The organism is Alkalicoccus saliphilus, assembly GCF_003044065.1.
In the GTDB taxonomy this organism is placed as follows: domain Bacteria; phylum Bacillota; class Bacilli; order Bacillales; family Salisediminibacteriaceae; genus Alkalicoccus; species Alkalicoccus saliphilus.
The window spans coordinates 91970-115557 of the sequence record NZ_PZJJ01000003.1; the positions used below are offsets into that span (position 1 = coordinate 91970).

The following is a 23588-nucleotide window of genomic DNA, read 5'->3' on the forward strand; positions in this document are numbered from 1 at the left end:
ATAATAAAGACGTTATTTAGAAAAGTTCATGGCTGCCAAAAAATTACTGGATCATTTACAGAAGCTGAATATTAAGACAAATTGATAACTGCCGCAGGCAGGTAGAGGAGAGAATCAAATGCGGAAACGGGTAATTACTTTCTTCATGTTTCTTTTTATCGCTTTTTTAATTCTTCTGCTGGTAAGCAGAAGACAGTCAAAAAAAACACCGGGTGAAAATATTGATACGTTTTCCTCCTCAAGGAGGTTCAGCAGAAGGAAATTCGATAAAAAAATTATCACAGCCGTAAAAAAAAGTGTGGAAAATTCAGGCGGTTCTCAAGAGTTGGATCCTTTTATTTCTGCACTGCCATTGAAAGAAGTAATGGATAAGTACTTTCAGGGAAGCGGGAAGCAGCTGACTGGACCTGAGGTGCGGAAAGCGGTAGAACGAATTTATCAAATTGATGTAAACTACGTTTCGAAAATGAATTATGGAAGCTCGCTTTTCATTTATGAATTGGAAATTATGCAGCCGGTGAGAAGGTCGCTCGGTCTTCCAATTCACAGCCACGAGAGGGACGAAGAAATTATGGGGATGAGTAAAAATGAAGTGCTGGACCGGGTGCTTGAGGCTTCCGGGTTTCAATTGACGGGATGGGAAGTCCGGAGAGTTATTAATCATATTTACGGTATTAATCTGGACGGGATTTCAGCACTCGAAAATTCCGGGATTGGTATATTTTCCAAAGGTCAGTGGATTATCCGGAGCAGCCAGGATTTGTTTACAATAGCCTCAAGCCCGGACGATGTTGAAATTTATGTGTGGGCAGCCCCTTTTTACTATAAACAATTCGGAAAAAGGAATATTTCGGAAACACTGGCTCAGGATCTTGAAAAACTGGAATTTGTATATGAGAAGGAACATGGGCATTACAAGTGGGTCAATCCGACCGGAGAATCAGCTCCTGATGTTTTTAAAACAGAGGCCATTTCCTCCGTGCTAAAAGAAATAAAGAATATGCATGAACGAAAGTAAATTAAGTCAGGGCTGCCAGGGATAATCCTTATGGCAGCCCTTTATTTATTGACCCAGTTAAAAACGCCGTTTTTTTCGGGATGTCCCCGCATCAGAGCAGTTGTCGTGATAAAAGACTCTATCTTAACAGTGCCGGTTTATTAAAGGTCACTTCGTTTTTATGCGGATATCTTTCAAAATGAAGAAGGCGGCGATCAGCATTATAAAAGCTGTACCGGTAACAAGAATCAGAATAATGCCTGCTGGCAGATTAAGTGGCTGAAAGCCAGTTAAAAATGTATCCGAAGCCCATAGATAGTTTTCAGCAAATAAAAGAGCTGCCCCACAAACTACAAAGACGGCACCAATAGCTCCGCCGAACCGGTAAAAAGCACCGGCAATAAGTAATCCTGTGATGTAATAAAACCAGATCGTCAAAGCGAATACAAAAAAACCTGTTATCCGGGCGGCTTCTCCTTCAAATGGAAAAGAAGCTGTTAAAACAGTCTGGAGGTCAAAAAGAGAAAGTAGAAAATAGCCTATTCCTGTCATTATATAAACCACAGCTGCGAGCAGTCCGGAGATGAAAAAGGAAACGGCTGCACTTCCTGTAACAAAAAGCCTTCTCGTCTGTCCGTGTCTGACAAATAACTCCAAAAAGATAAAGACAGTAAGAATACCGGTGATCAGCATGTAAATTTTTGCAGGTTGATGAGAAGCTTCCACAAACGGGCTGAGCATCAGCTCTGCATCCGGCAGCAGAAAGTAAAGAAGGTAATGACCTGCCCGGAGAAAAAGCAGGATAAGCAGCAGCCAGGAGGCCCATTTTAACTGTTCTCTGAACATATTTTTAATGGCTCTATTTCTCCCCATATTTATCCTCCTCCCTCGTCAGCTGCGTAAATATTTTCTGCAGGGAAAGAGACTGCACCTGAAGACCCTTTTCTTCAGCTTTTTTTATAAAATCATCAGTAATGGTTCCGTATACTTCCACAGTCATCGTACCGGCGCTCAGCTTTTCACCGGCCGTAGGGTAATCCTGCGTAAATGCTTCAACCTCTACAGCAGGCCCTGTAAGCAGCACCCCCTGGGATACAAGATGATGATAAGGCGTATTTAATATAATCTCTTTGTGATGAAGAATGATTACGTCGTCAAATAAATGCTCTGACTCGGAAATTAGATGGGAAGAGAGAATAAACAGACGCGGGTGCTTATTCTGCTCATTCAGAAGTTCCGCATAAAAAAATTCCCGTGCCGGGGCATCCATATTAGGAAATACTTCATCAATTAAAGTGACAGGCGCTCTTGATGCAAGGCCGAGAAGAAGCTGCAGTGCTGCAGCTTTTCCGCGGGAGTATTTCTTGACAGAGCGGGAGAGCTGCAGATTCATTCTGTCTGCCAGATGGAATGCATAATCCATATCGAAGTAGGGGCGGTAGGCAGCGGCCTCTCTAATTTTCTTTTCGCCCGTCTGGTAATCATCATGATAATCTTCCCAGTATACGAAATAAATCAGCGGCATTAGAGAAGCATTTTCAAAAAGCGGTTCCTCTCCGTACAAGACTTTACCGCGGGAAGGTTTTTGAAAGGAGGCCAGCAGCTCCAAAATAGTAGTTTTACCCATTCCATCACGTCCAAGAAGCCCGTAAATGCGTGGAGATTCAAATTGCAGGGTGATCTGCCGGAGGATTTCCTCTCTGTCATATTTTACGTCCACCTGATCCAGTTTTAAAGGTCTGCTCATACGTACTCCCTCCTTAGCTATCGCTAATTTCAGTATAAAGGAGGCGGCTGAGAAATCAAGAAATTGGAGGAACAGGGAATAAAAAGGCTGTAACTGGGTATTGCACGGGAATTCTTATAAGATTGTTTAAAAATAAGGCTGTCTTAAAAGTAAAGCTATGTTAAAGTTCGCTGTTGATGGCCGAAGAAACACTTCGCTTCCAACCGGCAGGCTTGCCGTGGAGGAGATCTCCAGTTTCCTCGGCAAGCCTGCGGGATCTTCCAATCTCCTTCTTCCACGGGCCGGTTTCCGCTTCGTTTTTTCACAGAAAAAGAAAAATTCTGCTTTTCATAAACACTGCTCTTTATGCTGTAAAACTAATGCCAAGACGATTTTTCGAGACGCCTGCGAAAAAAGAAAGCGTGAAGATCCTCCCGGACGGAAGCGACAGCCGCAGGCTTTCTCCGCGGCAAGCGAAGAAAAAAGAGCTGCAGGCAACCTTAAATAACACCCCGGAGCTTTAACAGAGCCAAAAGTAAAGACCGCCCGGCTTCCTTCCTATAGGGGCACAGGTCGGATCTGAACCCAATTGGAGCCGCCCGTGAAACGAAGGGTTCCTCGAAGTATCCCGGGAGCTTTGGGTAAGATATAATAGGGAGAAAGGAAAAGTGTTTTCGGACAGCTTTTTATGGGAAAGAATTCTAAAATGACCTCCGGGCCACAAGGAGAGAAGCTACGAAGAATGAGGGGATAAAATCATGAGACCACTGCACGTTCATTCAGAGATAGGAAAACTAAAAACAGTCCTCCTGCACCGGCCGGGAAAAGAAATCGAAAACCTGACACCGGAAACGATGGAACAGCTGTTATTTGATGATATACCTTACCTTCCTGCTATGCAGAAAGAACATGATTATTTCGCGGAGGAGCTGCAGGCCCGGGATATTGAAACTCTTTATTTGGATAAACTTGCCGCAGAAGTGCTGGAAGAGAAAAACATGAAAAAAGCATTTATTCAAAAGATGATGAAAGAATCCCACATGGAGGGCAATGGTTCATCTGAAGCGCTGGAAGAATACTTAATGGATATGTCTCCTGATGGACTGGTGGAAAAAATGATCGCCGGAGTACAAAAAGAGGAACTTCCCGAAAGCAGAAAAGAGCATTTGTATGAACTTATGGACAGGCACTATCCCTTCTATCTTGATCCGATGCCGAACCTTTATTTTACAAGAGACCCGGCTGCAGTGATTGGGGAAGGCATTTCGATTAATCCAATGAGCCAGGAGGCGAGACGGAGAGAATCGCTCTTCATTGAACACATTCTTGAGAATCATCCGCGTTTTATGAATGAAAGCATCCCCCGCTGGATGCACCGGGATTATCCATTTCCGATCGAAGGTGGAGACGAGCTGATCCTCAGCAGGAGCGTTATTGCAGTAGGGGTCAGTGAAAGGACATCTGCCCGTGCAGTGGAGCAGCTTGCGCATAACCTGTTTGCAGCAGGAAGTGCGGTGGAAAAAATCGTAGCGGTGGAAATCCCTAAAAAACGGTCTTCGATGCATCTTGATACGGTATTTACGATGGTGGATAAAGATCAGTTTACGACTCATGCCCAGGTAGTGGATAAAGACGGCAGAATGAATATTTTTATTTTGGAGAGGGGAAACCCCGTACGTATTTCCAAGAGAAGCAGTCTGAGAAAAACATTGATGGAAGTACTGGACCTCCCGGAAATTAATCTTATCCCCTGCGGAGGTGAAGATAAAATAGCTTCGGCAAGAGAACAGTGGAACGACGGATCCAATACACTGGCGCTGGCGCCAGGAACTGTCGTTACTTACGAACGGAACTATGTTTCAAACGACCTTCTCCGCCGGAACGGACTGGAGGTTGTCGAAGTTCCGAGTTCCGAGCTTGTAAGAGGAAGAGGAGGTCCCCGCTGTATGAGTATGCCTCTTTACAGGGAAGAAGTGTAAGCAGGCAGAAAAAACCGGGGCTAAAATCAATTCACTTGAGAATCTACTTAAAGATGCTTCCTGATTTCGGAAAACCTCTGTTGTATGCTTAAATTACTTTATTAACAGCACAAAAATACCGTCCGGGAACATCGGACGGTATTTTTGATGTGCATATGTTCATTGTGACTTTTTATTATTTTTTTACAGCGTCCAAAGTCTGAACGAGTCCGTTTCCATACTGATGAGACGCTCCGAGTCCCTGTGCGGTATCATTCAGCAAGCTGCGAAGCTCACTGCTTCCGAGGTCAGGTTTTGCCTCGAGCACTTGTGCAGCTGCCCCGGCAACATGAGGGGCTGCCATCGATGTGCCGTTAAACGCATCGTAAGTATCCCCTGGTGTTGTACTGAGGACGTTCACTCCTGGAGCAGAAATTTCTACGGCCGGTCCTGTACTGGAAAAAGAAGCACGGTCGTTGTTCTCATCGACTGCAGCTACTGCCATGGCTGACTCGTAATTGGCAGGGTAGCCGACCGTATCGTTGTTTCCTCCTCGGTTGCCGGAGTTCCCGGCTGCAGCAACGACAAGGCTTCCTTCTTCGTAGGCCAGATCGGTAAAGTCTTCAAGAATCGAAGAACCTGAGGAACCTCCAAGACTCATGTTAATAATATCAATATCATTGTCAATGGACCATTCCAGTCCTTCCGCGATACCGGCAAGGGACCCGCTTCCTTCATTGCTTAACACTTTCACTGCGTAAAGATCCGCTTCCGGAGCGGCACCGATAACGCCAAGATCGTTGTCCACAGCACCAATCGTTCCTGCAACATGGGTGCCGTGACCGTTGGCATCGTAAAATGGATCAGCATTTTCTGCATCTGTGAAGACCGAATAGCCGCCGGCAAGGTTATCGACGAGATCTTCATGGGATCCATCGATTCCAGTATCCAGCACGGCCACACTGACACCCTCACCTGTAAATCCTTCCTGCTGCGTTTCTATACTCTGGATTTGTGGTATTCCGTAAGGAACCGTCTGACCGTAGGCTTCCACTTCAGCGTTTTTATCGAGTGCTGCAACATGCGGATGATTCGCAAGGCCCTGTGCCTGGCTCTCTGTCATTTCCGCCAGATATACAGGCAGATGATTGTATTCATGAAGAATTTCTTCCTCTGCCACCCCAAAAGCCTGAAGCAGGCCTTTTTCTGCACTGCCTTCAAACTGAATTAAATACTCCCCGGTGTCTGAGCTCGTTCCGGCACCGGGAGCAGCACCTGCTGTGAATGGGACGGCAAATAGTGAAGCGGCAAGAATACCTGCAGATAATTTCTTCAAAATAACATCTCCTTTATGTAAGTTTTTTAGGGGGCTTACCACTCGTAAGGAAGGTCATGCTGAGTTTTAACATTGTCAGAAACATCAGCGGAAACAGGTGTGGTGAAACTGATGACTGCAGAGAGGGCTATAAAAACAATGAATATTTTTTTCATGGTGCACCTCCTTTTCGTAGTATAATTTTCCTAAGTCGTAACTTTGCGGGTGGTTATTTTGAATAAACAACAGCTTGGAAAAGAAATTGCAGCACTGCGAAAAAGGAAAAAGTTTTCCCAGGGACAGCTTGCTGAAGGAATATGCACGCAGTCGGCAGTCTCCCAGATCGAAAAAGGACTCGTCTATCCTAAAGTTGACACGCTGTATTATCTGGCGGCAAAGCTTGATACTTCATTCAGCCATTTTGTAAATCTTCTTCTGGAAGAAAACCTTTCCTGGGAAGAAGAAGTTCAGCATTTGGAAAATTTAATTGCTGAACAGAAACATAAAGATATTTGTTCATACGTACAGAAGCTGCGTGAAAAAAACGGACAGCTTGAAGATTGGATAAGAAGCTTCACCTCATGGGCTTTTAGTCTCAGCCAATATTACTGTGGTGATATTTCACTAAAGAGAACAATTCAGGAACTAAAACAGTTGTACCGTACGTCTGGTTCCATTGTTCTCAAAAACGGAAGCCTCGATGTGCGAATACTGAATTCGATTGCTTTTCTCTATGCTATGAACAAAGATTACTCCCAGAGCCTGTATTATTACGATAAAATTCTTAAGGGCGGAGGGAGCGCGGAAGAAAAAATCAGCGGGCACGAACGTACCATCCATCAGATCCGCGTTATGTATAATAAAGCCAAAACGCTTTACGACATGAAGGAAACTATCCAATCACTCCAGGTAATTGAAGAGGGGATCCGTCTCTCTCTGCAGAATGAAAACATGTCTCTTCTCGGCCAGTTTTTTTATTATAAGGGCCAGTGTCTGGAGCATCTTCAGATGGATCCGGAAGAAACAGCCGAATGCTATAAAAAGGCTTTATTTCTTTTCGAATTACTTAATAAAAAACTTTACAGCCGGCTCGTGTGGGAACATAAAAGCCGTTACATTACTTAAAATAATAAAATATTCTTAATATTGTAAGTATTATCGTAAGAGCTGAATCATTAAAATACAATAGCCAAAGAAAAGGAAAATATAAGTATACTTATATTTTTGCCTGTATTTTTGCAGCTGGAAAGCTTCGGTCGGAGAAATTTCCGTACCAGCAAAAGGTATTTATCAACAAGCTAAAAAGACTGTTCAGGAAGACAGATATACACCAGCACGTAGAAAAGCCCTGCCGGAGTAAAGTTTTTCCGGCAGGGCTTATAAACTGTGTTTGGATACGGGGACCTCGTTGCAGCGGCCTATTTTTTACAGAAAAAGAGCTCAGCTGCTGTTTAAAATGGATTGGTTCCCCATAGGGCAGCTGTCTTTACGAAGGTCCGCTGTTCCAGTTTCAGCTGGGAGGTCATAAATTCGGCCAGATCCTCCGGCTGTGTAAATTTATCCGGCCGCCGTTCCATTCCATCTCTCGTCATTTCCGTTTCCACCAGACTTGGTGTGAGTACACTGACGCGAATATTATGCTGCCTGACTTCCTGCATCAAAGATTCGCTCATTCCAATTACCGCAAATTTAGATGCGCTGTAGGCGCTGGAACCTTTCGTACCTTTTAAGCCGGACATGGAAGAAATATTAATGATGTCACCTTTGTTTTTCTCAATCATACCGGGAAGGGCAGCCTGGGTAATGTGAACAATCCCCATAACATTCGTCTGAAAAACCCGCTGCCATTCTTCAGAAGGAATATCCATAAAATCTCCCCGGGTTCCGACTCCTGCATTATTGATAACAATATCGAATGTCCCAAGTTCTTCCTCCAGCGATTTCACGGCAGAAGAGGCTTCTTCCTCGGAAGCTACATCTGCAGCGACTGCAGCGAAAACAGCTTCTTTTTCTTCCAGTTCCCTCGTAATACCTTCGAGACTTTTTTCAGAAGTGGCTGTAAGACCGAGGTGCACACCCTCCGCAGCAAGTGCAAGCGCGGCTGCCCTTCCGATCCCACGACTGGCACCGGTTATGAGTGCTTTTTTACCTGATAGATTCTGCATGTTTTTCACCCTTTCCAGTTTCTTTTTCCTTCTCCTATCTATTAACGTAATAATCCAATTAAAAACTTCTTTCTAAGATGAGGAAACCGGGACTGTTAAAAAAGAAGAGCAGCAGTTTTTATTTTTTGTAGTAAAAAAACCCCCGCCCCTATGTTTAAATTCATAGTAAACAGGCAAAAGAAAGGATAGAAATAAAATATAAGGAGAGATAATTTATGTATTTAAAGTACTTTTACGATAAGCAGCTGGCTCAGGCTTCTTATATGGTAGGGTGCCAAAAAACAGGTGAAGCTGCTGTAATTGATCCATCGCGGCAGGTGCAGGAATATTTGAACATTGCAGAGGAGCAGGGTTTTAAAATAACGTCTGCTCTGGAGACGCATATTCATGCGGACTATGTATCAGGAAGCCGCGAGCTTCAGGATCGCACCGGAGCAGTAGTTTATCATTCCGCCGAAGGAGCTGAAAACGGAGGCTACGAATTTCCTTCCGGCGTGAAAACGAAGGGGGTAAAAGAAGGGGACCGGATTGACGTCGGTAATACGTGGATGGAAGTTCTTCACACGCCGGGGCACACTCCGGAACATATTGCCTTCCAGCTTACCGATGGAGCAAATCCGGATAAGCCGATCGGTATCTTTACCGGTGACTTTGTGTTTGTTGGAGATGTCGGCCGGCCGGATCTTCTTGAAAAATCAGCAGGCGTAAAAGATTCTGCTGAAACGGGAGCAAAGCAGATGTTTGCTTCACTTGAGAAGTTTAAGCAGAAAGACGACTATCTCCAGATCTGGCCGGGACACGGTGCCGGCAGTTCATGCGGGAAGGCGCTCGGTGCAGTCCCTACTTCGACTGTGGGCTATGAAAAAATGTTCAACCCGGCGCTCCAGTATGACAAGGAAAAAGACTTTATTGAATTCCTTCTGGACGGTCAGCCGGAACCGCCTTCCTACTTCGGAAACATGAAGGAAATTAATAAAGGAAAAGTTCCTCTTTTATCAACGCTTGATACGCCGGTCCGCTATTCCTTGAAGCCGGAACAGATAGAGGATCTTGCTTCCCGGAAAAAGACAATGGTTATAGATACAAGAGCGCCTGCTGTCTACGCTGGCGGAAGCGTGGAAGGAACACTGAACATCGCTTTAAGCGGCCCGTTTCTTGAATGGATGGGGTGGCTCGCAGATTACGAAGCAGAGCTTTATTTTATAGCTGATGAAGCAGATCACGAAGAAATATTTGAAAATGTAACCCGGATCGGTCTGGACAATGTAAAAGGATTTATTACACCGGACGCGCTGAAAGGAAGCTCCAGGCTGCGTAAATACGAAAATGTTTCTGCAGATGAACTGGACAGCGAAGACGATATTCAAATAGCCGACGTGCGCTTTGATGATGAGTGGAATGAAAAGCATATCCCGGGTGCCGCCCACATTAAATTAAACGAACTGGCCGAACGGGCAGGAGACGAACTCAAAAAAGACAAACCTGTAGCGGTGCACTGTGAAACAGGAGTACGGTCCGCTATTGGAGCAAGTATTCTCCTAAATGAAGGATTCGAAGTGAAAAACCTGCAGTACGGCTTTCAGGAATGGAAGCAGGAAAAGAAAAAAGTGACGTCCTAAAACGAATAAACAGTGTTAAACCAATTGCGTGGAAGAATTTTTATTCTGAAATTCGCAAAAGCTTGGAAAGATTCACGAAAGCAGGGAGCTCCCCGGTAGAAACGGGGGAGCTTCCTGCTTTTTTAGTATTAAAATTGATGGAGAATCTGCCCAATGAATTAATCTATCAGTTTCTTGTCATAAAACTCCATAAAACAGCACTATAACTAATGCAATGACAGTTTTTACTGAAATTCGATGAAAACAATCACAGGACTTGATGTTTCGAATGTAAACACTTCTCTCATCAAGTTTCCAAAGCCGTTGTACAGTACGGCGACAACACTCAGCTTACCTGCCTTGTTATAAAGTCAGCCCAGTATAACAAAGGCGCCTGTTTACAGAAACTAATTATTAGGCTCTGTTAAAGCTACGGGTTGTTATTTAAGGTTGCCTGCAGCTCTTTACACATGCCGTGGAGAAAGCATACGGCTGTTCTTCCGTCCGTGAGGATCTGTGCGCTTCCGCAGGCGACTCTGCCCGGGCATCGGTTTTAGAGAAGAAAGAACAGTGTTTATGTAAAGCATAACTTTTCTATGGAAAAACGAAGAGGAAACCGGCCCGTGAGAGAAGGAGATTGGAGGATAGGGCGCAGCCCACTCGAAAATCTCTTCCACGGCAGGCCGGTTGGAAGCGAAGTGTTTCTCCAGCCGTCAGCGAGCTCTAACATAGCTAATTATTAAGTTCAAATTATATATTCCGATTATTTTTACCAGTTTCAGGTATGAACCTTGAACATAATTACAGCTGATTTTTAGAGGGACGATGAGAGTAAGACCGGTTTAGTAAGAACCGAAAAAAAGCTCGGCTTTCCTGAAACCTCCGTGGAAGGTGCAGCGTATATAATGTATACTGAGTAGGGAAATCAGAAATTGGAGGCAGAAGAATGGGCAAAAGACTTATGCTGTTTGTACTGACAAACATACTTGTAATTACTACCATCATTATCGTCTGGTCGATAATAACGCACTTTACAGATATTGGACAGGGAGGGTTTGATACTGGAGAAGGACTTCTCGGTATCGATATGGTTGCCCTCGGCGTGTTCAGTCTGATCGTCGGTTTTGCCGGCTCTTTCATATCACTGGCCATGTCACGGTGGATAGCCAAAAAAATGATGAAGGTCAAAGTACTGGACCCATCGGAAAACCTTTCTGCCCATGAGCAGCGGATTGTAGACAAAGTCCATCGTTTTTCGCGCAGTGCAGGACTCATGCACATGCCGGAAGTAGGGATTTATCAGTCGAAGGAAGTCAACGCTTTTGCGACGGGCCCGTCTAAAAAGCGTTCTCTCGTAGCTGTTTCTCAAGGTCTTCTTGACAGCATGGACGACGATGCAGTGGAAGGGGTTATCGCCCACGAAGTTGCCCACGTGGCAAATGGAGACATGGTCACCATGACTCTGCTGCAGGGAATCGTCAACACGTTCGTTGTGTTTTTCTCCCGGGTCGCAGCGATTATCGTTTCCCGTCTGGTGCGGTCTGAACTGCAGTACGTAGTTCGTTTTGGAGCTATTATTATATTTCAGATTCTATTTTCGATTCTCGGAAGCCTCGTCGTCATGGCGTTCTCACGCTACAGGGAATTCCATGCGGACCGCGGCGGAGCCGATTTGGCCGGGAAAGATAAAATGGCCCACGCCCTCCGCTCACTTAAAGCGCACGTGGAACGTGCAAACGTGAACGACGGCCGGGACGATTCGGCTGTGCAGACGATGAAAATCAACGGAAAAAGCGGCATGGCAAAACTGTTTTCCTCCCACCCGGATCTTGATGAACGTATTGCCCGGCTGGAAGAAAGATAATACAGCATGTCAGTAAAAAAGAGGATGCCCCGTAAGTCTATCCAATAGACGCGGGTCATCCTCTTTTTATTATGAAAAATATATCAGCCGCGGCGCATTGTTGGAGGAATTTCCTCCGGATCGACAAGGACTTCAATAACGTAAGGATGGGAAAGAGGAAATACACCGGCCAGTGCCTGTTCCAGTTCCTCTGTTGAACGTACAGTAACAGCATCCGCTCCGAGAGAAGAAGCAAATTCTTTCACCTGAAGCGGGGAGGAGTACCGGGTGCCGATCGAGCGGCCGAGATGAACTTTCATCCCTTTGTCCACCATATCCAGCGCCTGGTTATTCAATACAATGAAAAGAACTCCTGCACCTGATTCGACAGCTGTACCGATTTCAGCCCCGTGCATAAACAGACAGCCATCCCCTGTGAGACAGGCAATAGGTTGATCCGGTGCGGCCGTTTTAGCACCAATCGCATATCCTATACCGTGTCCCATAGCTCCGAACACGTCATCGAAATAAAATCCGCCGTGTTTTTTAATTTCGTAATGTTTAATGGCATAAAAAGTATGGCTTCCATCGTCTCCAAACAATGTTGTATTTTCCGGAAGCATATAGTTGAGGGTTTTAACCGCGTCGACTGAGGAGAGCCATTTTCCTGGAGAAGTTTCTGAAGTATCGGAAGAAGCAGCTTCTTCTCCTGAATAAACGGGCTGCCGACGGGCGGTATCTCCCAGGTAGTCGGTTTTTTGCAGCAGCTCGGCAAGATTTGCTTTCAAATCACCTATTACCGGCATGGTAGGGACAGAAATGGCTCTGCCGACAAAGGAAGCGTTTAAATCAAAATGAATCACGTGCTCCGGATAGTCTTCTTTTTTCCAGCCTGGAATACTCATGTCACTCAGCGAGGAACCGCAGACGATCAGTGTATCCACCCCGTTTTTTACATAGTCATGAGCAGCATCGGTACCTCCGAGTCCGAAAGCCCCAAGGGAAAGCGGGTGGCGGGAAAGAAAAGTTCCTTTTCCTCCCGGTGTAGTAATGACAGGAATCTGGAATCGTTCGGCAAATTGCTCTACTTCTTTATAAGCTCCGGCGGAATGAACCCCTTTTCCGAGGAGAAGCAGAGGACGTTCGGCATGCTGAATCTGTCCTGCAGCCTCGTCCAGGCGGCTGGAAAGCAGAGGCTCTTCTTCCGGCAGGGAAAACGTAAACGGCTCTGTCTGATCAACAAGAACATCGGCCGGAATCGAAAGGTGAACCGGGCCCTTCACCCCCCGGAACGCTTCTTCCACAGCGTGTCTGAATATCGGTTCTGCGAGATCAGGGCGCTCAATGCGGGCACTGTATTTCGTAACAGAAGCAAACATATCCGTAACGTCCGTTCCGAAAGGAGAGGAGTCCTGACTCAGCGGCTGCCCGGCAGCTTTTACAGCCGGGTGGCCGGTGAAAATAATCATCGGAATGTTTGAAGCCTTCGCCTGTGCGGCAGCTGTGAGAAGGTTAGTAGCTCCTGGACCGGAGGTGCCAATAGCTACCCCAATTTTTTTCGACATCAATGAGTATCCGGCAGCTTCGTAACCTGCTGCTCCTTCGTGCTTGCTCAGGACAAAGGAAATTCCTTCGTTATCCGCAGCCAGAATGAGTGGTACTACGGCTTTGCCCGGGATTCCAAACGCATGGGTCACCCCCCATTCTTTAAGCTGTTTCGCTAATATAGCTGCTACTGTCTGCATATGTGAATCATCCTTTGCATGTTTTTGACTGCTTTGAAAAGGAAGCTGTTCCGACAGTCGGTGTCCTGCACGGGATCTTACACAGCTCTTCCTTTAAGAAATGAGTGACAAACATTCTGGAAATGAGCCGTCTTTTACTATCCGGCAGGAAAAAGCTCATTGCCGGGGTTCACAACAAAAACAATTACGGAGTTATTTTTTTTCAAACACAGATCGTATCAAATCGTAGTAGCCGCATCGGAGGTCATCACCTGACATCGGCTTCATAAAGTAGTAGCCCTGGATGGTGTGACATCCAAGTCTCACCAGCTCGTCCAGCTGTTCCCGGGTTTCTACGCCTTCGCCGATTACTCCAAGTCCAAGGTTATCTGCTAAGACAATCATTGTATTAATTAGTTCAGCGTCGTTTTTATCGCCGCTTAAATCATCTATAAACGATTTATCGATTTTCAGTGCATCAATATCAAATCTCTTCAAGTAGTAAAGAGAACTGTAGCCTGTTCCGAAGTCATCTATACTGATTCGGATACCGAGTTTTTTCAGTTCGTGAAGAGCTTTTTCAGCGTAGTTAAAGTCCATGGCCATCGATTCTGTAATTTCGAATTCCAAAAACTCAGGCGGCATACCCGTTTCCTGCAGAGTGGCAGCTACGGAGGCAGTAAAGCTTTGATTCAGAAACTGCTGGGCCGACAAATTAACGCTGATTTTAATAGGTGGGAGTCCGGACTCTTTCCAAAGGTGGTGCTGACGGCATGCCTGACGAATAATCCAGTCTCCTATTGGTACTATAAGCCCTGTTTTTTCGGCTAGCGGAATAAATGTTCCAGGGGACAATCTTCCTTTTTCCGGATGGTTCCACCTTACGAGTGCTTCCACTCCAATAATAGCTCCGGTGTTTGCATTAATCTGACCCTGGTATTCAAGTTCCAGCTCTTCCTTTTTCAAAGCCTGCCGAAGGTCGTTTTCCAGCAGCAGTTCTTCGCCGGCATTTACATACATTTCCGGAGAAAACAGCATGTAATCATTTTTGCCGAGATTTTTTGCTTTATACATGGCGGCATCCACATGCACCATGTAATCTTCGAGGTTAGGCAGTGTATCTTCATATAGAGCTGCCCCTATACTCGCCGTTGTGTAAAAACTCCGTTCATCAATAATGAAAGGATCTTTAAACTGGCGAAGCAGCGTTTCGGCTGTTTCTTTTACTTCTTCTTCATCGTTTATTTCAGGCAGCAGGACCATGAATTCGTCTCCGCTGATCCGGGCAAGAATTCCTTTTTCGGTACAGCATACAGACAGGCGTCTGGCAACGGACTGAAGAATTTTATCCCCGTTGCTGTGGCCGAAAGTATCGTTAATATTTTTAAATCCGTCCAGGTCAATCAGCAGCAGGGCTGCTTTCCGGTGCTGATCCTGAAGCAGATTTTTCAGCTCTCTCTGGAAAAACCGCCTGTTTGGCAGTCCGGTCAGTTCGTCATGGTAAGCAAGGTAATTATATTGTTCCTGAAGCCGGTATCTTTCGGTTATATCCCTGAATTGGGCAAAGGCTCCGACCAGTGACCCCTTTTGAGGATCATAGATCGGCTGGGCATCAAAAAGACATATAATTTCCTCGTCATTATTGTTGCTGAATTTCATTTCTACATCTTTAAAATTCTGCTGAGTGTGAAGCACCTGATGAAAGTAACTGCCGGTAATAGGGGATTTAAAAATATCCCTCCCGATAATTTCCTCGCTTTTGAAGCCGGATATTTTTTCAGCAAAAGAATTGAAATCTGTAACCGTTCCTTCTGCATCCGTAACTATAATTGCATTCTGCGTCCTTCTCAGCATAATTTGATTCAAAATGTCCAGTTTCCGGTTCTGTTTTCTGAGAAGAAGCTCCCGTTCAATGGAATCGACGACGTTGGACAGCATGTTCAGAAACAAGCTGTTTTCCAGCTCTAAAGATGTCATAATAGAGATACTTCCCAGCAGGTTATCCAGGTCCGTATAGTGGAATGGGGCACTGTAGCAGGCGGTTCCGTGAAGGAACTCAAAAAAGTGATCATCCCCGATAAGATTTACGGGATGGCGCTGCTGGAGAGCAAGAGAAATCACGTTAGTTCCAAGATCCTCCTGTGTAAAACGGACGCCGGCCTCAATGCCAAGCTTCTGGATCATGTCTTTAATTGTTTCGTCCCCGACAATATCCAGAATGTAGCCTTCTTCGTCTGAAATGACAATGAGTATGGGCGTTCCTGCAAGAGACTGAAGAACTTTATCAGAGAAAAAACTGACCACCTCAAGTATTTCATTGTATTCATTTCTTTTGGCAAGCAGTTCCTCCCGGGTCATCCGCTGACTCGGCACTCTTACTTCCGCAGGATTCATACCGGCATTGATGCATTGTCGCCTGGAAGCTTTCACAAAATCTGGCATGCCTTTTCCTGTCATTCGTCGTCACCTTCCTTTCATTAACATTATAACTGTTCTACAGGGAGAACGTAAGTAATTACCAGTGAACTTATGTAAAAATTTGATTAAATTTCTTGAAAGGAGTGCTGTCAATGTTTTGGATTTTTATGATAGTCACCATCACGTTCGTTTTTATTTTAACAGCTGTAGTTATAGACAAAAGTGATGGGAAAAAATCTCCTGACCATAAAAAAGCTGCTTCAAAAAAAGAAGTTAAAGGCCGGACTGGCACATACGATGTCAAACTTTTTGAAGTGCCCAGTCCCTACGACGATGAGTGTTTCCGGGTCGAGTTTTACCAGAAAAGCCGTCTTGTTCATAAAAATATAGATTATCTTCCGGAAGGAACTTCCTACACGGAGGCTATTAAACATTTTACGAAAAAACTGGATGAAACGATAGAGAAAGAGCAGGGAAGAGCCGCTTCCAGGAAGTTCGATCTTGAAACCTGGGACGGAGATGTATACGAGGATGAAGCGGTTGATCTTCCGAAAAAACCATAGTCTTCAGGTAAAGGAGGTCATATCGTTGTTTATAATACGAAAGATGCAGTATGCGGACTGGGAAGCAGCAGCTTCTATTTATGCAGAAGGCATTGAAACCGGCCTGGCAACATTTGAAGAGAAAGTGCCTTCCTGGGAAGAATGGGATCAAAACCACATGAAAAACTGCCGGTTTGTCATTGAAAAAAATAGTGAAATGGCCGGGTGGGCAGCTCTCAGTCCGGTTTCTGCAAGATCAGCTTATCGGGGTGCAGCAGAAGTAAGCATTTATGTAAGCAGCCGCTTCCGGGGCCTGGGCGGGGGAGAAAGGCTTCTCACCCGTTTAATAACAGAAAGCGAAGCGGAAGGGATCTGGACACTGCAGTCTGTCGTCTTCCGGGAAAACAGAAGCAGTCTCCGGCTGCATGAAAAAACAGGCTTCCGGACAGTCGGCTACAGGGAGAAAATTGCCTGCCTCCACGGCGTATGGCAGGATACTGTACTAATGGAAAAAAGGTCGCAATTGATTTAAAGTGAACTGCAGCCGGAAGTATGTAGATTCCCAAGGGCCTGTTAATATGAAGTGTAATCTGCAGGAGAGAAAGGAGCAGAACCAATGTATAAAGTAATCATGTATGACGTTTACGGAACATTATTTGATCCTTCTTCTGCCGGAAAAGCAGTGCGGGAAGCTTTTCCGGAAAAAGAAGCAGAGGTTGCCTCCCTATGGCGCAGAAAGCAGCTGGACTACGCTTTCCTCTGCCAGATGACAGGGACGTACCGTCCTTTTTCTCTTCTGACAAAAGAAGCGTTTATACACGCGCTGGAAGCTTACGGTATAGAACCGGATGACCGGCTGCTGCAAGGAGCAGTAGAAGCTTACAAAACGCTGGACATATACGATGAAACAGAAGAAGTTCTTTCCCGGCAGAAAGGAGTCGTTCATGCAGTAGTCTCCAACGGATCCAGAGATATGCTGGAACCGCTGATCCATGATTCTGGAGCCGCTCCATTTATCGACGAAATTCTCAGTATGGACGAGGTGAAGCAGTATAAACCTTCGCCGGCTGCCTATCAATATGCACTGCGGTATTTCGGAGTAAACCGAAAGGAAGTTCTTTTTGTGTCTTCCAACACGTGGGATGTTATTGGGGCAGGGACATTTGGTTTTGATACGCTCTGGCTGAATCGAAGCGGCAGTATATTTGAAACAGGCCACCACCACCCGGACTACACAGGAAAAAGCCTGTATGACCTCGAGTCCATTTTGGAGTCCAGCAGGTCAGAAAAATAAATTCACCTTTTCAGGCTGTTTATAAAGTATTTTTTAAACATGCGTAGACATTTCCCTGCTTTCGCCTCCTCAGGACGCTTTCCGGGCGGGCCGGCTTCAGCTAATTTCTTCCTCTCAAACGGATCTTCTGCTCGTCCTATCTCGCCTCGGAGTCACCTGCTGCAGCTCCAGCAGGAAAAGAAAAAGAAGGTTTCTCTTCTGAAAAACGTGTTGATTCCGCCCTTTCTTCCATTCAGGAAAAGCTTTTTCCTCCGGAACGTCCGGCGGGGACGCCGGTGGGATAAAGCGAAGTCGGAAGATCCTTTTCCATGGCCGAAGGGCAAACAGCTGATGACGAGCCCCACGGCAAGGCTGAGCGCAGGAGAAAGCTATACGCTCAGAAGAATAATTATTCTGAAATCAAGACTTAATCAACACTCTCAAAAGGCAGCAGAGCCTCCGCTCTGCTGCCTTTTAGTATCTTAATAGTTTCTCTGCTTCAATCATTCTGTAAGTTTTCTTATTTTCCGGAAAGAGCGATGCTGGTTTCATCTGTTTTAAAATCTTTCCGGGTGTGGAGCGCTTTTTCTGCGGCCCGGCTCCATATGAGGGCAGGGCCGGTAATTCCCCAGAACGTCAGAAGAACCGGGAATAGAAACAGCAGCATGGTGACGCCGAGAGTGCCTCCTGCTGCAAGGAGAGCCGTACCGGGGGTGGAAAAAGGAAGGAAGAGAGCAGCCCCGGCTGTTCTGAAAAAAGAAAGTTCCGGCATGGAAATATATACAGGGAAAAAGAAAGCTGATGTTATGAAAAAAAGAAAGATGGTGAAAATCATGCCTGACATCATCACTACAAGCAGCGTACCGCTGAACTGTGTTAACAGAAGCATATTTACTGTTAGAACAGCTCCAGCCGCGAGAAAAACAAGCCCATATTTACCGGATCGAAAAAACTCTTTTTTGTAAACGGAGGCATAGTTTTGAAAAATTTCGTTTAATGTTTCTCCATGTACGAGTTTTCTAAGAAGAGTAAATAAAGCGGCAGTCGATGGGGCAAAGCCGAATACAATACCGCCGGCGAGTGTGAAAAGCACCCATAAAAAATTCAGATAAGCCAGCTTAACGAGCCAGTCACAGGCTGCATATACCGGGTTTGCCATCCATCGTACAAGCATAATTACCGCTCCTTTTCCTCATACATAAAGTAGTCAAAATCTGCTGCTTTCTTTGTGCCGCTGTAGTCCTGACTTGCCATACCGACAAATGTACCTGTAAAACGGACTTCCGGGGCTGAATCATCCGACATGTGCAGCGTACTGAGCTCCGGACCTATTTTCTGCCACTGCGGGGTTTCTTCATCCCGGTAGAACAGGTGCAGAGTGTCCTCATGAATCTCTCCGCGCAGAAAAATGCTTCCCTGCTGGGCGATACGGACCGGAGGAAGAAGAATTTCTTCATAGGCGCCGTTTACTGTACGCAGAATCTGGAGCACCCGTCCTTTCAGTTCATGATGAGTTACGTGCAGATACACGTGATCCTCCGTGTCGTAATAAACAACGAGTCCGGCTTTATGCTGGAAAAATTCCGGTTCATAGTCGAGTTTTGTTTCAAAGCTGCAGTAAAAAGAAGTCTGCCGGCGGGCTATCAGGCTCTGGTGATGTACCGAGGAAAGGGATTCCCGCCCGTAAAGACGAAGCCAGCCTGGTCTGTCTGTGAGGGAGCACCAGGAAGAATCAGCAGGAACACGCAGCGAGTTCCAGCACCCGCGAAGTTCTTCTGCATCAAAATCGTCTTTCGGCTCCTCCGGCTCAAACGGGTGCTCCGGAAGATCCGGGGCTTTTGTTTCCGCATGAGGGAAATGACTGCCATGGGCTAGACGGGGCCAGCCGCCTTCTGTCCATTCGACTTTTTGAATGGATGTTTCCCGTCCCAGCGTGCAGTACTTATCCTGCAGCGGACGTCCCCCGAGATGAACGAAATACCATTCTCCGGCAGGTGTATCAACAAGGCTGCCGTGACCTGCTTTTTGAATCGTCAACGCTGGATTGGCCCGTGAACTGATGAGCGGGTAGTCCGGATCGGTTTCGTACGGTCCGTGAAGGCTGCGGGAGCGCGCAGCGGTTTCCGCATGCTCATACTCTGTCCCGCCTTCTGCAGCGAGCAGATAGTACCAGCCGTCCTTTTTGTAAATGTGCGGTCCTTCCGTCAATTTTATGTCTGTTCCTTCATAGATGTTCTGTACCGGTCCAATCAGCTTCTGCTCTTTTTCCGAAAATTCCTGAATGATAATCCCGGCAAACGGATGGTTTCCGGAGCGGTAGTCCCAGATCATGTTTACGAGCCATTTTTTACCGTCTTCGTCGTGAAACAGGGAAGGGTCAAAGCCGCTGCTGTTTAAATAGACCGGCTCAGACCACGGGCCTTCGATAGCAGGAGCTGTAACGAGATAGTTATGGGCATCTTTGTAGGCGCCGTGCCACTGTTTTACATCTGTATAAATTAAGTAAAATGTACCGTTATGATGGGTGAGGCATGGGGCCCAGACCCCGCCGGAATTCATATTTCCCTTCATATCGAGCTGGGATGTTCTCGTTAAAGGACTGGAGACAAAGCGCCAGTTTTTCAAATCTTTAGAGTGATGAATACGGACTCCGGGAAACCATTCAAAGGTGGATGTAGCAATATAAAAATCTTCTCCGACCCGGACGATGGAAGGATCGGCATGAAAACCTGGGAGGATGGGGTTCTGAATCATAGACATTGGATGGACACGCTCCTTCTTTAAAAAATGATACTGTAATGTGGATATGCTAGCCCTTCACAGAACCGGAAGTCATTCCTTCAACAATACGGTTGCTTAAAATGAGGAAGGCCAGGAGGATTGGCAGCATGCTGATAACGAGCGTCGCTCCAATAGCTCCCCAGTCCGTGGAGTACTGGCCGATAAAGTTCTGAATACCGACCGTCAGTGTTTTCAGGCTGTCAGAACTGATGAACGTATTAACAAATACGAATTCGTTCCAGTTGTAAATCATGTTAATAATTGCCGTTGTCGCAACCACCGGAGCAGTAATCGGCAGAATGATCCGGAAAAACATCCGGTGGATGGAACATCCGTCCATGACGGCTGCCTCTTCGAGTTCACGCGGCAGCGTATAGTAAAAACCGAGCAGGATCATCATCGTAAGCGGCAGGTTGAAAGCCGTGTACGTAAGGATAATGGATAAGTGATGATCCATCAGACCGACAGAGCTGAAAAAGCTGAACAGTGGAATAAGTGTAGAATGAACAGGGATCATAAGGCCTACCATAAACAGGCCGAGGACCAATTTGTTCAGCTTCCAGTTCATCCGGGTGATCGCAAAAGTAACGAGACTTGCGAGCAGAACGGTGAGAATAACAGATGTACCGGTCACGATGACACTGTTAAAGAAATATAAACCGATGTTTCCTTCCGTCCATACTCTGGCGTAGTTGCCCCACTGGGGATCGGAAGGCAGGGCGAGCGGCGGCAGATTAAACACTTCCTGATTATCCTTCAAGGAAAAAAGAAACAGCCAAATTAACGGCAGAATCTGCACAACCGCTACGATGCCAAGAATGATGTAGAGAATCAGCTTGGAAATGCTCATCCGCAGAAAACCTGTCTTCACCTCTTCTGCGGGACTCGCAGCTGCAGTGTTGGAAGCCATAAAAAATTCCTCCTTAATATTGAATACTGTCGTCTTTGGAAGTGGTCGCTTTCCGGATCAAGTAAGTAACAATCAGAATAAGGACAAGCAGGAAGAATCCAACGGCACTTCCGTACCCGAAGTCGTTCGTACGGAAGGCAAGCTTGTACATGTAGGAAGCCATAACCTCACTCGCGCCATTAGGGCCTCCATCCGTCATGACATAGATCAGGTCAAAGTATTTGAGAGAACCGATCACAGCAAGAACGATCGTCACTTTAATTACTCCGGAGATAAGCGGAAGTTTAATTTTATAAGCGATCTGCAGGGGAGAGGCCCCATCAATTCTTGCAGCTTCAACAAGCTCTTTCGGTATGTTTTTCAAAGCAGCGTAATAAATGATGATATAAAATCCTGCGTACTGCCATATGATTGGTATAAAAATAGCAAAAAGCACAATGCTCGTGTCAGAAAGCCATAATGGTGGATTTTCGATGCCGATGCTTGCCAGGAAACGATTCATAACACCGTTTGTAGGATGATAAATACGCATCCAAAGCTGGGCGATGGCCACAGAGGAAAGAAGCATCGGGATCAGGAAAATTTTGCGGAAAAGGTCTGCCCCTTTAATGTTTCCTGCAAGAACCACGGAAACAGCCAGGTAAAGCACGAGACTTCCGACAGAAAATAAGGCAAGCAGCAGGGAGTGATAGGCACTCGACCAGAACATGCCGTCTGTAATGAGCGCGGCGTAGTTTTCGAGACCAATAAATGTCATCGAGCCGATTCCATCCCAGTCCATCAGGCCATAATATCCGGTGAGTACAAGCGGCACATAGATCAGAACGGAAATAAGAAGCAGGGCAGGAAGGGTATATAAAGCGATCACACGCTTATCGGACATAATTTGATTCATGCTGAAAAACTCCTTTCGGCGGGAAATAAAAAATGTCCCATAAATCCACGAGGAACTTATGGGACGAGTGAAGAAATATTATTCGTCTTCTTCCAGAGCTTCCTCGTGTCTTTCAACAAATTCTTCCGGTGTGATTTCTTCTCCGAAAAGGGACTGGATCATGTTCAGGTGCGTTTCCGCTACGCTGGAACTCATCTGTACATCAGCAAAGAGAGTAATATCAGAAGCATTGTTCAGATCGTCGAGAACATCGATAAAGAGATCCGGCAGATCTACTTCATCTGTATTCACCTGAGTACCTGGAATAACCCCGGCATCTTCTACAGAACGCTTGCCCCACTCTTCTGTGAAGTGTTTGACGAATGCTTTCGACTCGTCTTTTACGTCTGAGTTTTCAGCTACAAAAAGTCCGACTCCAGGGCCGCCGACCCAGTTATCAATGTTTCCTTCGCCGCCGTCCACTTCAGGAAATTTAAAGAAGTCGATGTTGTCACGGAATTCCTGCGGGATTTCTTCGTTCGTTGTGTAGTTCGGCAGGTCCCACGATCCGATCAGATACATAGCAGCGTTGCTGTTCATAAATTCGGCTTTTGCTTCCTGGTCGGAAAGGCCGTTGAATCCGGAGATAAAGGCATCGTGATCTACCATCTCCTGAATACGGGAAGCTGCTTCTTCCAGGCGCTCGTCTTCAAAAGATCCGCTGCGGTCGATTGCAGAGTTCAAAGCATCCGAACCGCCGATCCGGTCAGCGAGGTACATGTACCAGAGGGACCCGGTCCAGCGGTCGCGGTTCCCGAGAGCAATAGGTGTCACGCCGTTGTCCGCAAGCGTATCGATAACTTCAAGGAATTCATCGTATGTTTCGGGAACTTCCACACCGTTTTCTTCAAAAATAGCTTCATTGTAGAATACAGGTGCGATATTAAGTTCAAGCGGCATCGCATAGGCCTGCTCATCCACTGAATAGGCTTCCAGAGTTCCTGCTACGAAATCGTCACGCATATTATCTTCTTCAAGTACGTCATCGAGAGGGGCAAAAAGCTCTCCGTTTACGTAAGGCTCCAGAAAGCCGGCCGGCCATGTCATACCAACATCGGGAAGCTGGTTCGAAGAAGAGACAACCTGAAGCTTGTTTTTATATTGTTCGTTCTCAAGCACTTCAAGTTCTACCGTTACATGAGGATGCATTTCTTCAAAATCGCTGATAATGTCTTCTACAATACGGTGATGGTCCGGAGAGCTTCCCTGCGGCCAAAGATGCATAAAATCGATCGTTACATCTTCCTGGGCTGCTTCGCCATTATCGTTGTTCCCTGCTCCGGCACTGGCTTCCTCGGAATCGTTGCCTCCACAGGCAGCGAGTGTAAACACAGCAGCAGTGGAAAGGGCGGCTAATGAAATAAAGGATTTTTTCTTCATAATGATGGTTCCCCCTCAGCAATT

At 46.0% G+C, this 23588-nt stretch carries 21 protein-coding genes; 10 read left to right on the plus strand and 11 right to left on the minus strand.

What is annotated here, in order from left to right; all coding sequences use genetic code 11:
- Positions 1 to 118 precede the first annotated feature (118 nt).
- Positions 119 to 1018: a hypothetical protein gene (locus C6Y45_RS03195; protein ID WP_107583579.1), complete on the plus strand. Its 900-nt coding sequence runs from the start codon at positions 119 to 121 to the stop codon at positions 1016 to 1018.
- 147 nt (positions 1019 to 1165) lie between these two features.
- On the opposite strand, the gene C6Y45_RS03200 is transcribed toward C6Y45_RS03195, so the two are convergent.
- Both C6Y45_RS03200 and C6Y45_RS03205 read right to left on the minus strand, forming a co-directional pair.
- Positions 1166 to 1870, minus strand: a complete 705-nt coding sequence (locus tag C6Y45_RS03200; RefSeq protein WP_107583580.1) for a hypothetical protein — start codon at positions 1868 to 1870, stop codon at positions 1166 to 1168.
- The gene (locus C6Y45_RS03205; protein WP_107583581.1) at positions 1857 to 2744 is read right to left on the minus strand and encodes an ATP-binding cassette domain-containing protein; all 888 of its coding nucleotides are present in this window, start codon (positions 2742 to 2744) and stop codon (positions 1857 to 1859) included. The genes C6Y45_RS03200 and C6Y45_RS03205 overlap by 14 nt, the downstream gene beginning before the upstream one ends.
- 173 nt (positions 2745 to 2917) lie before the next feature.
- Between C6Y45_RS03205 and C6Y45_RS03210 the strand changes: the two genes are divergently transcribed.
- Both C6Y45_RS03210 and arcA read left to right on the plus strand, forming a co-directional pair.
- The gene (locus C6Y45_RS03210) at positions 2918 to 3247 is read left to right on the plus strand and encodes a hypothetical protein (RefSeq protein WP_160058100.1); all 330 of its coding nucleotides are present in this window, start codon (positions 2918 to 2920) and stop codon (positions 3245 to 3247) included.
- Between the two features lie 231 nt (positions 3248 to 3478).
- Positions 3479 to 4702, plus strand: coding sequence for an arginine deiminase (arcA, locus tag C6Y45_RS03215; RefSeq protein ID WP_107583583.1), 1224 nt, complete (start codon positions 3479 to 3481; stop codon positions 4700 to 4702).
- 175 nt (positions 4703 to 4877) lie between these two features.
- On the opposite strand, the gene C6Y45_RS03220 is transcribed toward arcA, so the two are convergent.
- Complete coding sequence (locus C6Y45_RS03220) at positions 4878 to 6017, minus strand: S8 family peptidase (protein ID WP_107583584.1); 1140 nt, start codon at positions 6015 to 6017, stop codon at positions 4878 to 4880.
- 213 nt (positions 6018 to 6230) lie between these two features.
- Between C6Y45_RS03220 and C6Y45_RS03225 the strand changes: the two genes are divergently transcribed.
- Positions 6231 to 7121 carry a helix-turn-helix domain-containing protein gene (locus C6Y45_RS03225; protein ID WP_160058102.1) on the plus strand — a complete coding sequence of 297 codons (891 nt, stop codon included), beginning with the start codon at positions 6231 to 6233 and terminating at the stop codon, positions 7119 to 7121.
- A 326-nt stretch (positions 7122 to 7447) separates the two neighbouring features.
- On the opposite strand, the gene C6Y45_RS03230 is transcribed toward C6Y45_RS03225, so the two are convergent.
- Positions 7448 to 8161 (minus strand): 3-ketoacyl-ACP reductase, encoded by a 714-nt coding sequence (locus C6Y45_RS03230; protein WP_107583586.1) that lies wholly within the window; start codon positions 8159 to 8161, stop codon positions 7448 to 7450.
- Between the two features lie 215 nt (positions 8162 to 8376).
- On the opposite strand from C6Y45_RS03230, the gene C6Y45_RS03235 reads away from it, so the two are divergent.
- Both C6Y45_RS03235 and htpX read left to right on the plus strand, forming a co-directional pair.
- The gene (locus C6Y45_RS03235) at positions 8377 to 9780 is read left to right on the plus strand and encodes an MBL fold metallo-hydrolase (RefSeq protein ID WP_107583587.1); all 1404 of its coding nucleotides are present in this window, start codon (positions 8377 to 8379) and stop codon (positions 9778 to 9780) included.
- A gap of 925 nt (positions 9781 to 10705) precedes the next feature.
- A complete protein-coding gene (gene htpX / locus C6Y45_RS03245; RefSeq protein ID WP_107583589.1) occupies positions 10706 to 11623 on the plus strand; it encodes a protease HtpX in 918 nt (305 codons plus the stop codon).
- Between the two features lie 83 nt (positions 11624 to 11706).
- Here htpX and C6Y45_RS03250 read toward each other — a convergent pair whose 3' ends face one another.
- A complete protein-coding gene (locus tag C6Y45_RS03250) occupies positions 11707 to 13347 on the minus strand; it encodes a thiamine pyrophosphate-binding protein (protein ID WP_107583590.1) in 1641 nt (546 codons plus the stop codon).
- 192 nt (positions 13348 to 13539) lie between these two features.
- Positions 13540 to 15783 (minus strand): EAL domain-containing protein, encoded by a 2244-nt coding sequence (locus tag C6Y45_RS03255; RefSeq protein WP_107583591.1) that lies wholly within the window; start codon positions 15781 to 15783, stop codon positions 13540 to 13542.
- A 113-nt stretch (positions 15784 to 15896) separates the two neighbouring features.
- On the opposite strand from C6Y45_RS03255, the gene C6Y45_RS03260 reads away from it, so the two are divergent.
- The 4 genes from C6Y45_RS03260 (at position 15897) to C6Y45_RS17310 (ending at position 18045) form a co-directional block, all read left to right on the plus strand.
- On the plus strand, positions 15897 to 16307 hold the full coding sequence (locus C6Y45_RS03260) for a hypothetical protein (RefSeq protein ID WP_107583592.1): 411 nt from the start codon (positions 15897 to 15899) through the stop codon (positions 16305 to 16307).
- A 25-nt stretch (positions 16308 to 16332) separates the two neighbouring features.
- Positions 16333 to 16818: a GNAT family N-acetyltransferase gene (locus tag C6Y45_RS03265; protein WP_342752414.1), complete on the plus strand. Its 486-nt coding sequence runs from the start codon at positions 16333 to 16335 to the stop codon at positions 16816 to 16818.
- Between the two features lie 84 nt (positions 16819 to 16902).
- Entirely contained in the window at positions 16903 to 17580 is a 678-nt protein-coding gene (locus tag C6Y45_RS03270; protein ID WP_107583593.1) for a haloacid dehalogenase type II, read from the plus strand.
- A 39-nt stretch (positions 17581 to 17619) separates the two neighbouring features.
- Positions 17620 to 18045 carry a hypothetical protein gene (locus tag C6Y45_RS17310; RefSeq protein ID WP_107583594.1) on the plus strand — a complete coding sequence of 142 codons (426 nt, stop codon included), beginning with the start codon at positions 17620 to 17622 and terminating at the stop codon, positions 18043 to 18045.
- A gap of 34 nt (positions 18046 to 18079) precedes the next feature.
- Here C6Y45_RS17310 and C6Y45_RS03280 read toward each other — a convergent pair whose 3' ends face one another.
- The 5 genes from C6Y45_RS03280 to C6Y45_RS03300 form a co-directional block, all read right to left on the minus strand.
- The gene (locus C6Y45_RS03280) at positions 18080 to 18733 is read right to left on the minus strand and encodes a YesL family protein (protein WP_107583595.1); all 654 of its coding nucleotides are present in this window, start codon (positions 18731 to 18733) and stop codon (positions 18080 to 18082) included.
- Between the two features lie 2 nt (positions 18734 to 18735).
- Positions 18736 to 20319: a glycoside hydrolase family 43 protein gene (locus tag C6Y45_RS03285; RefSeq protein WP_107583596.1), complete on the minus strand. Its 1584-nt coding sequence runs from the start codon at positions 20317 to 20319 to the stop codon at positions 18736 to 18738.
- Between the two features lie 49 nt (positions 20320 to 20368).
- Positions 20369 to 21190 (minus strand): carbohydrate ABC transporter permease, encoded by an 822-nt coding sequence (locus tag C6Y45_RS03290; RefSeq protein ID WP_245922531.1) that lies wholly within the window; start codon positions 21188 to 21190, stop codon positions 20369 to 20371.
- A gap of 73 nt (positions 21191 to 21263) precedes the next feature.
- On the minus strand, positions 21264 to 22145 hold the full coding sequence (locus C6Y45_RS03295) for a carbohydrate ABC transporter permease (RefSeq protein WP_107583598.1): 882 nt from the start codon (positions 22143 to 22145) through the stop codon (positions 21264 to 21266).
- Between the two features lie 78 nt (positions 22146 to 22223).
- The gene (locus C6Y45_RS03300) at positions 22224 to 23564 is read right to left on the minus strand and encodes an extracellular solute-binding protein (protein WP_174703865.1); all 1341 of its coding nucleotides are present in this window, start codon (positions 23562 to 23564) and stop codon (positions 22224 to 22226) included.
- Positions 23565 to 23588: the final 24 nt, after the last annotated feature.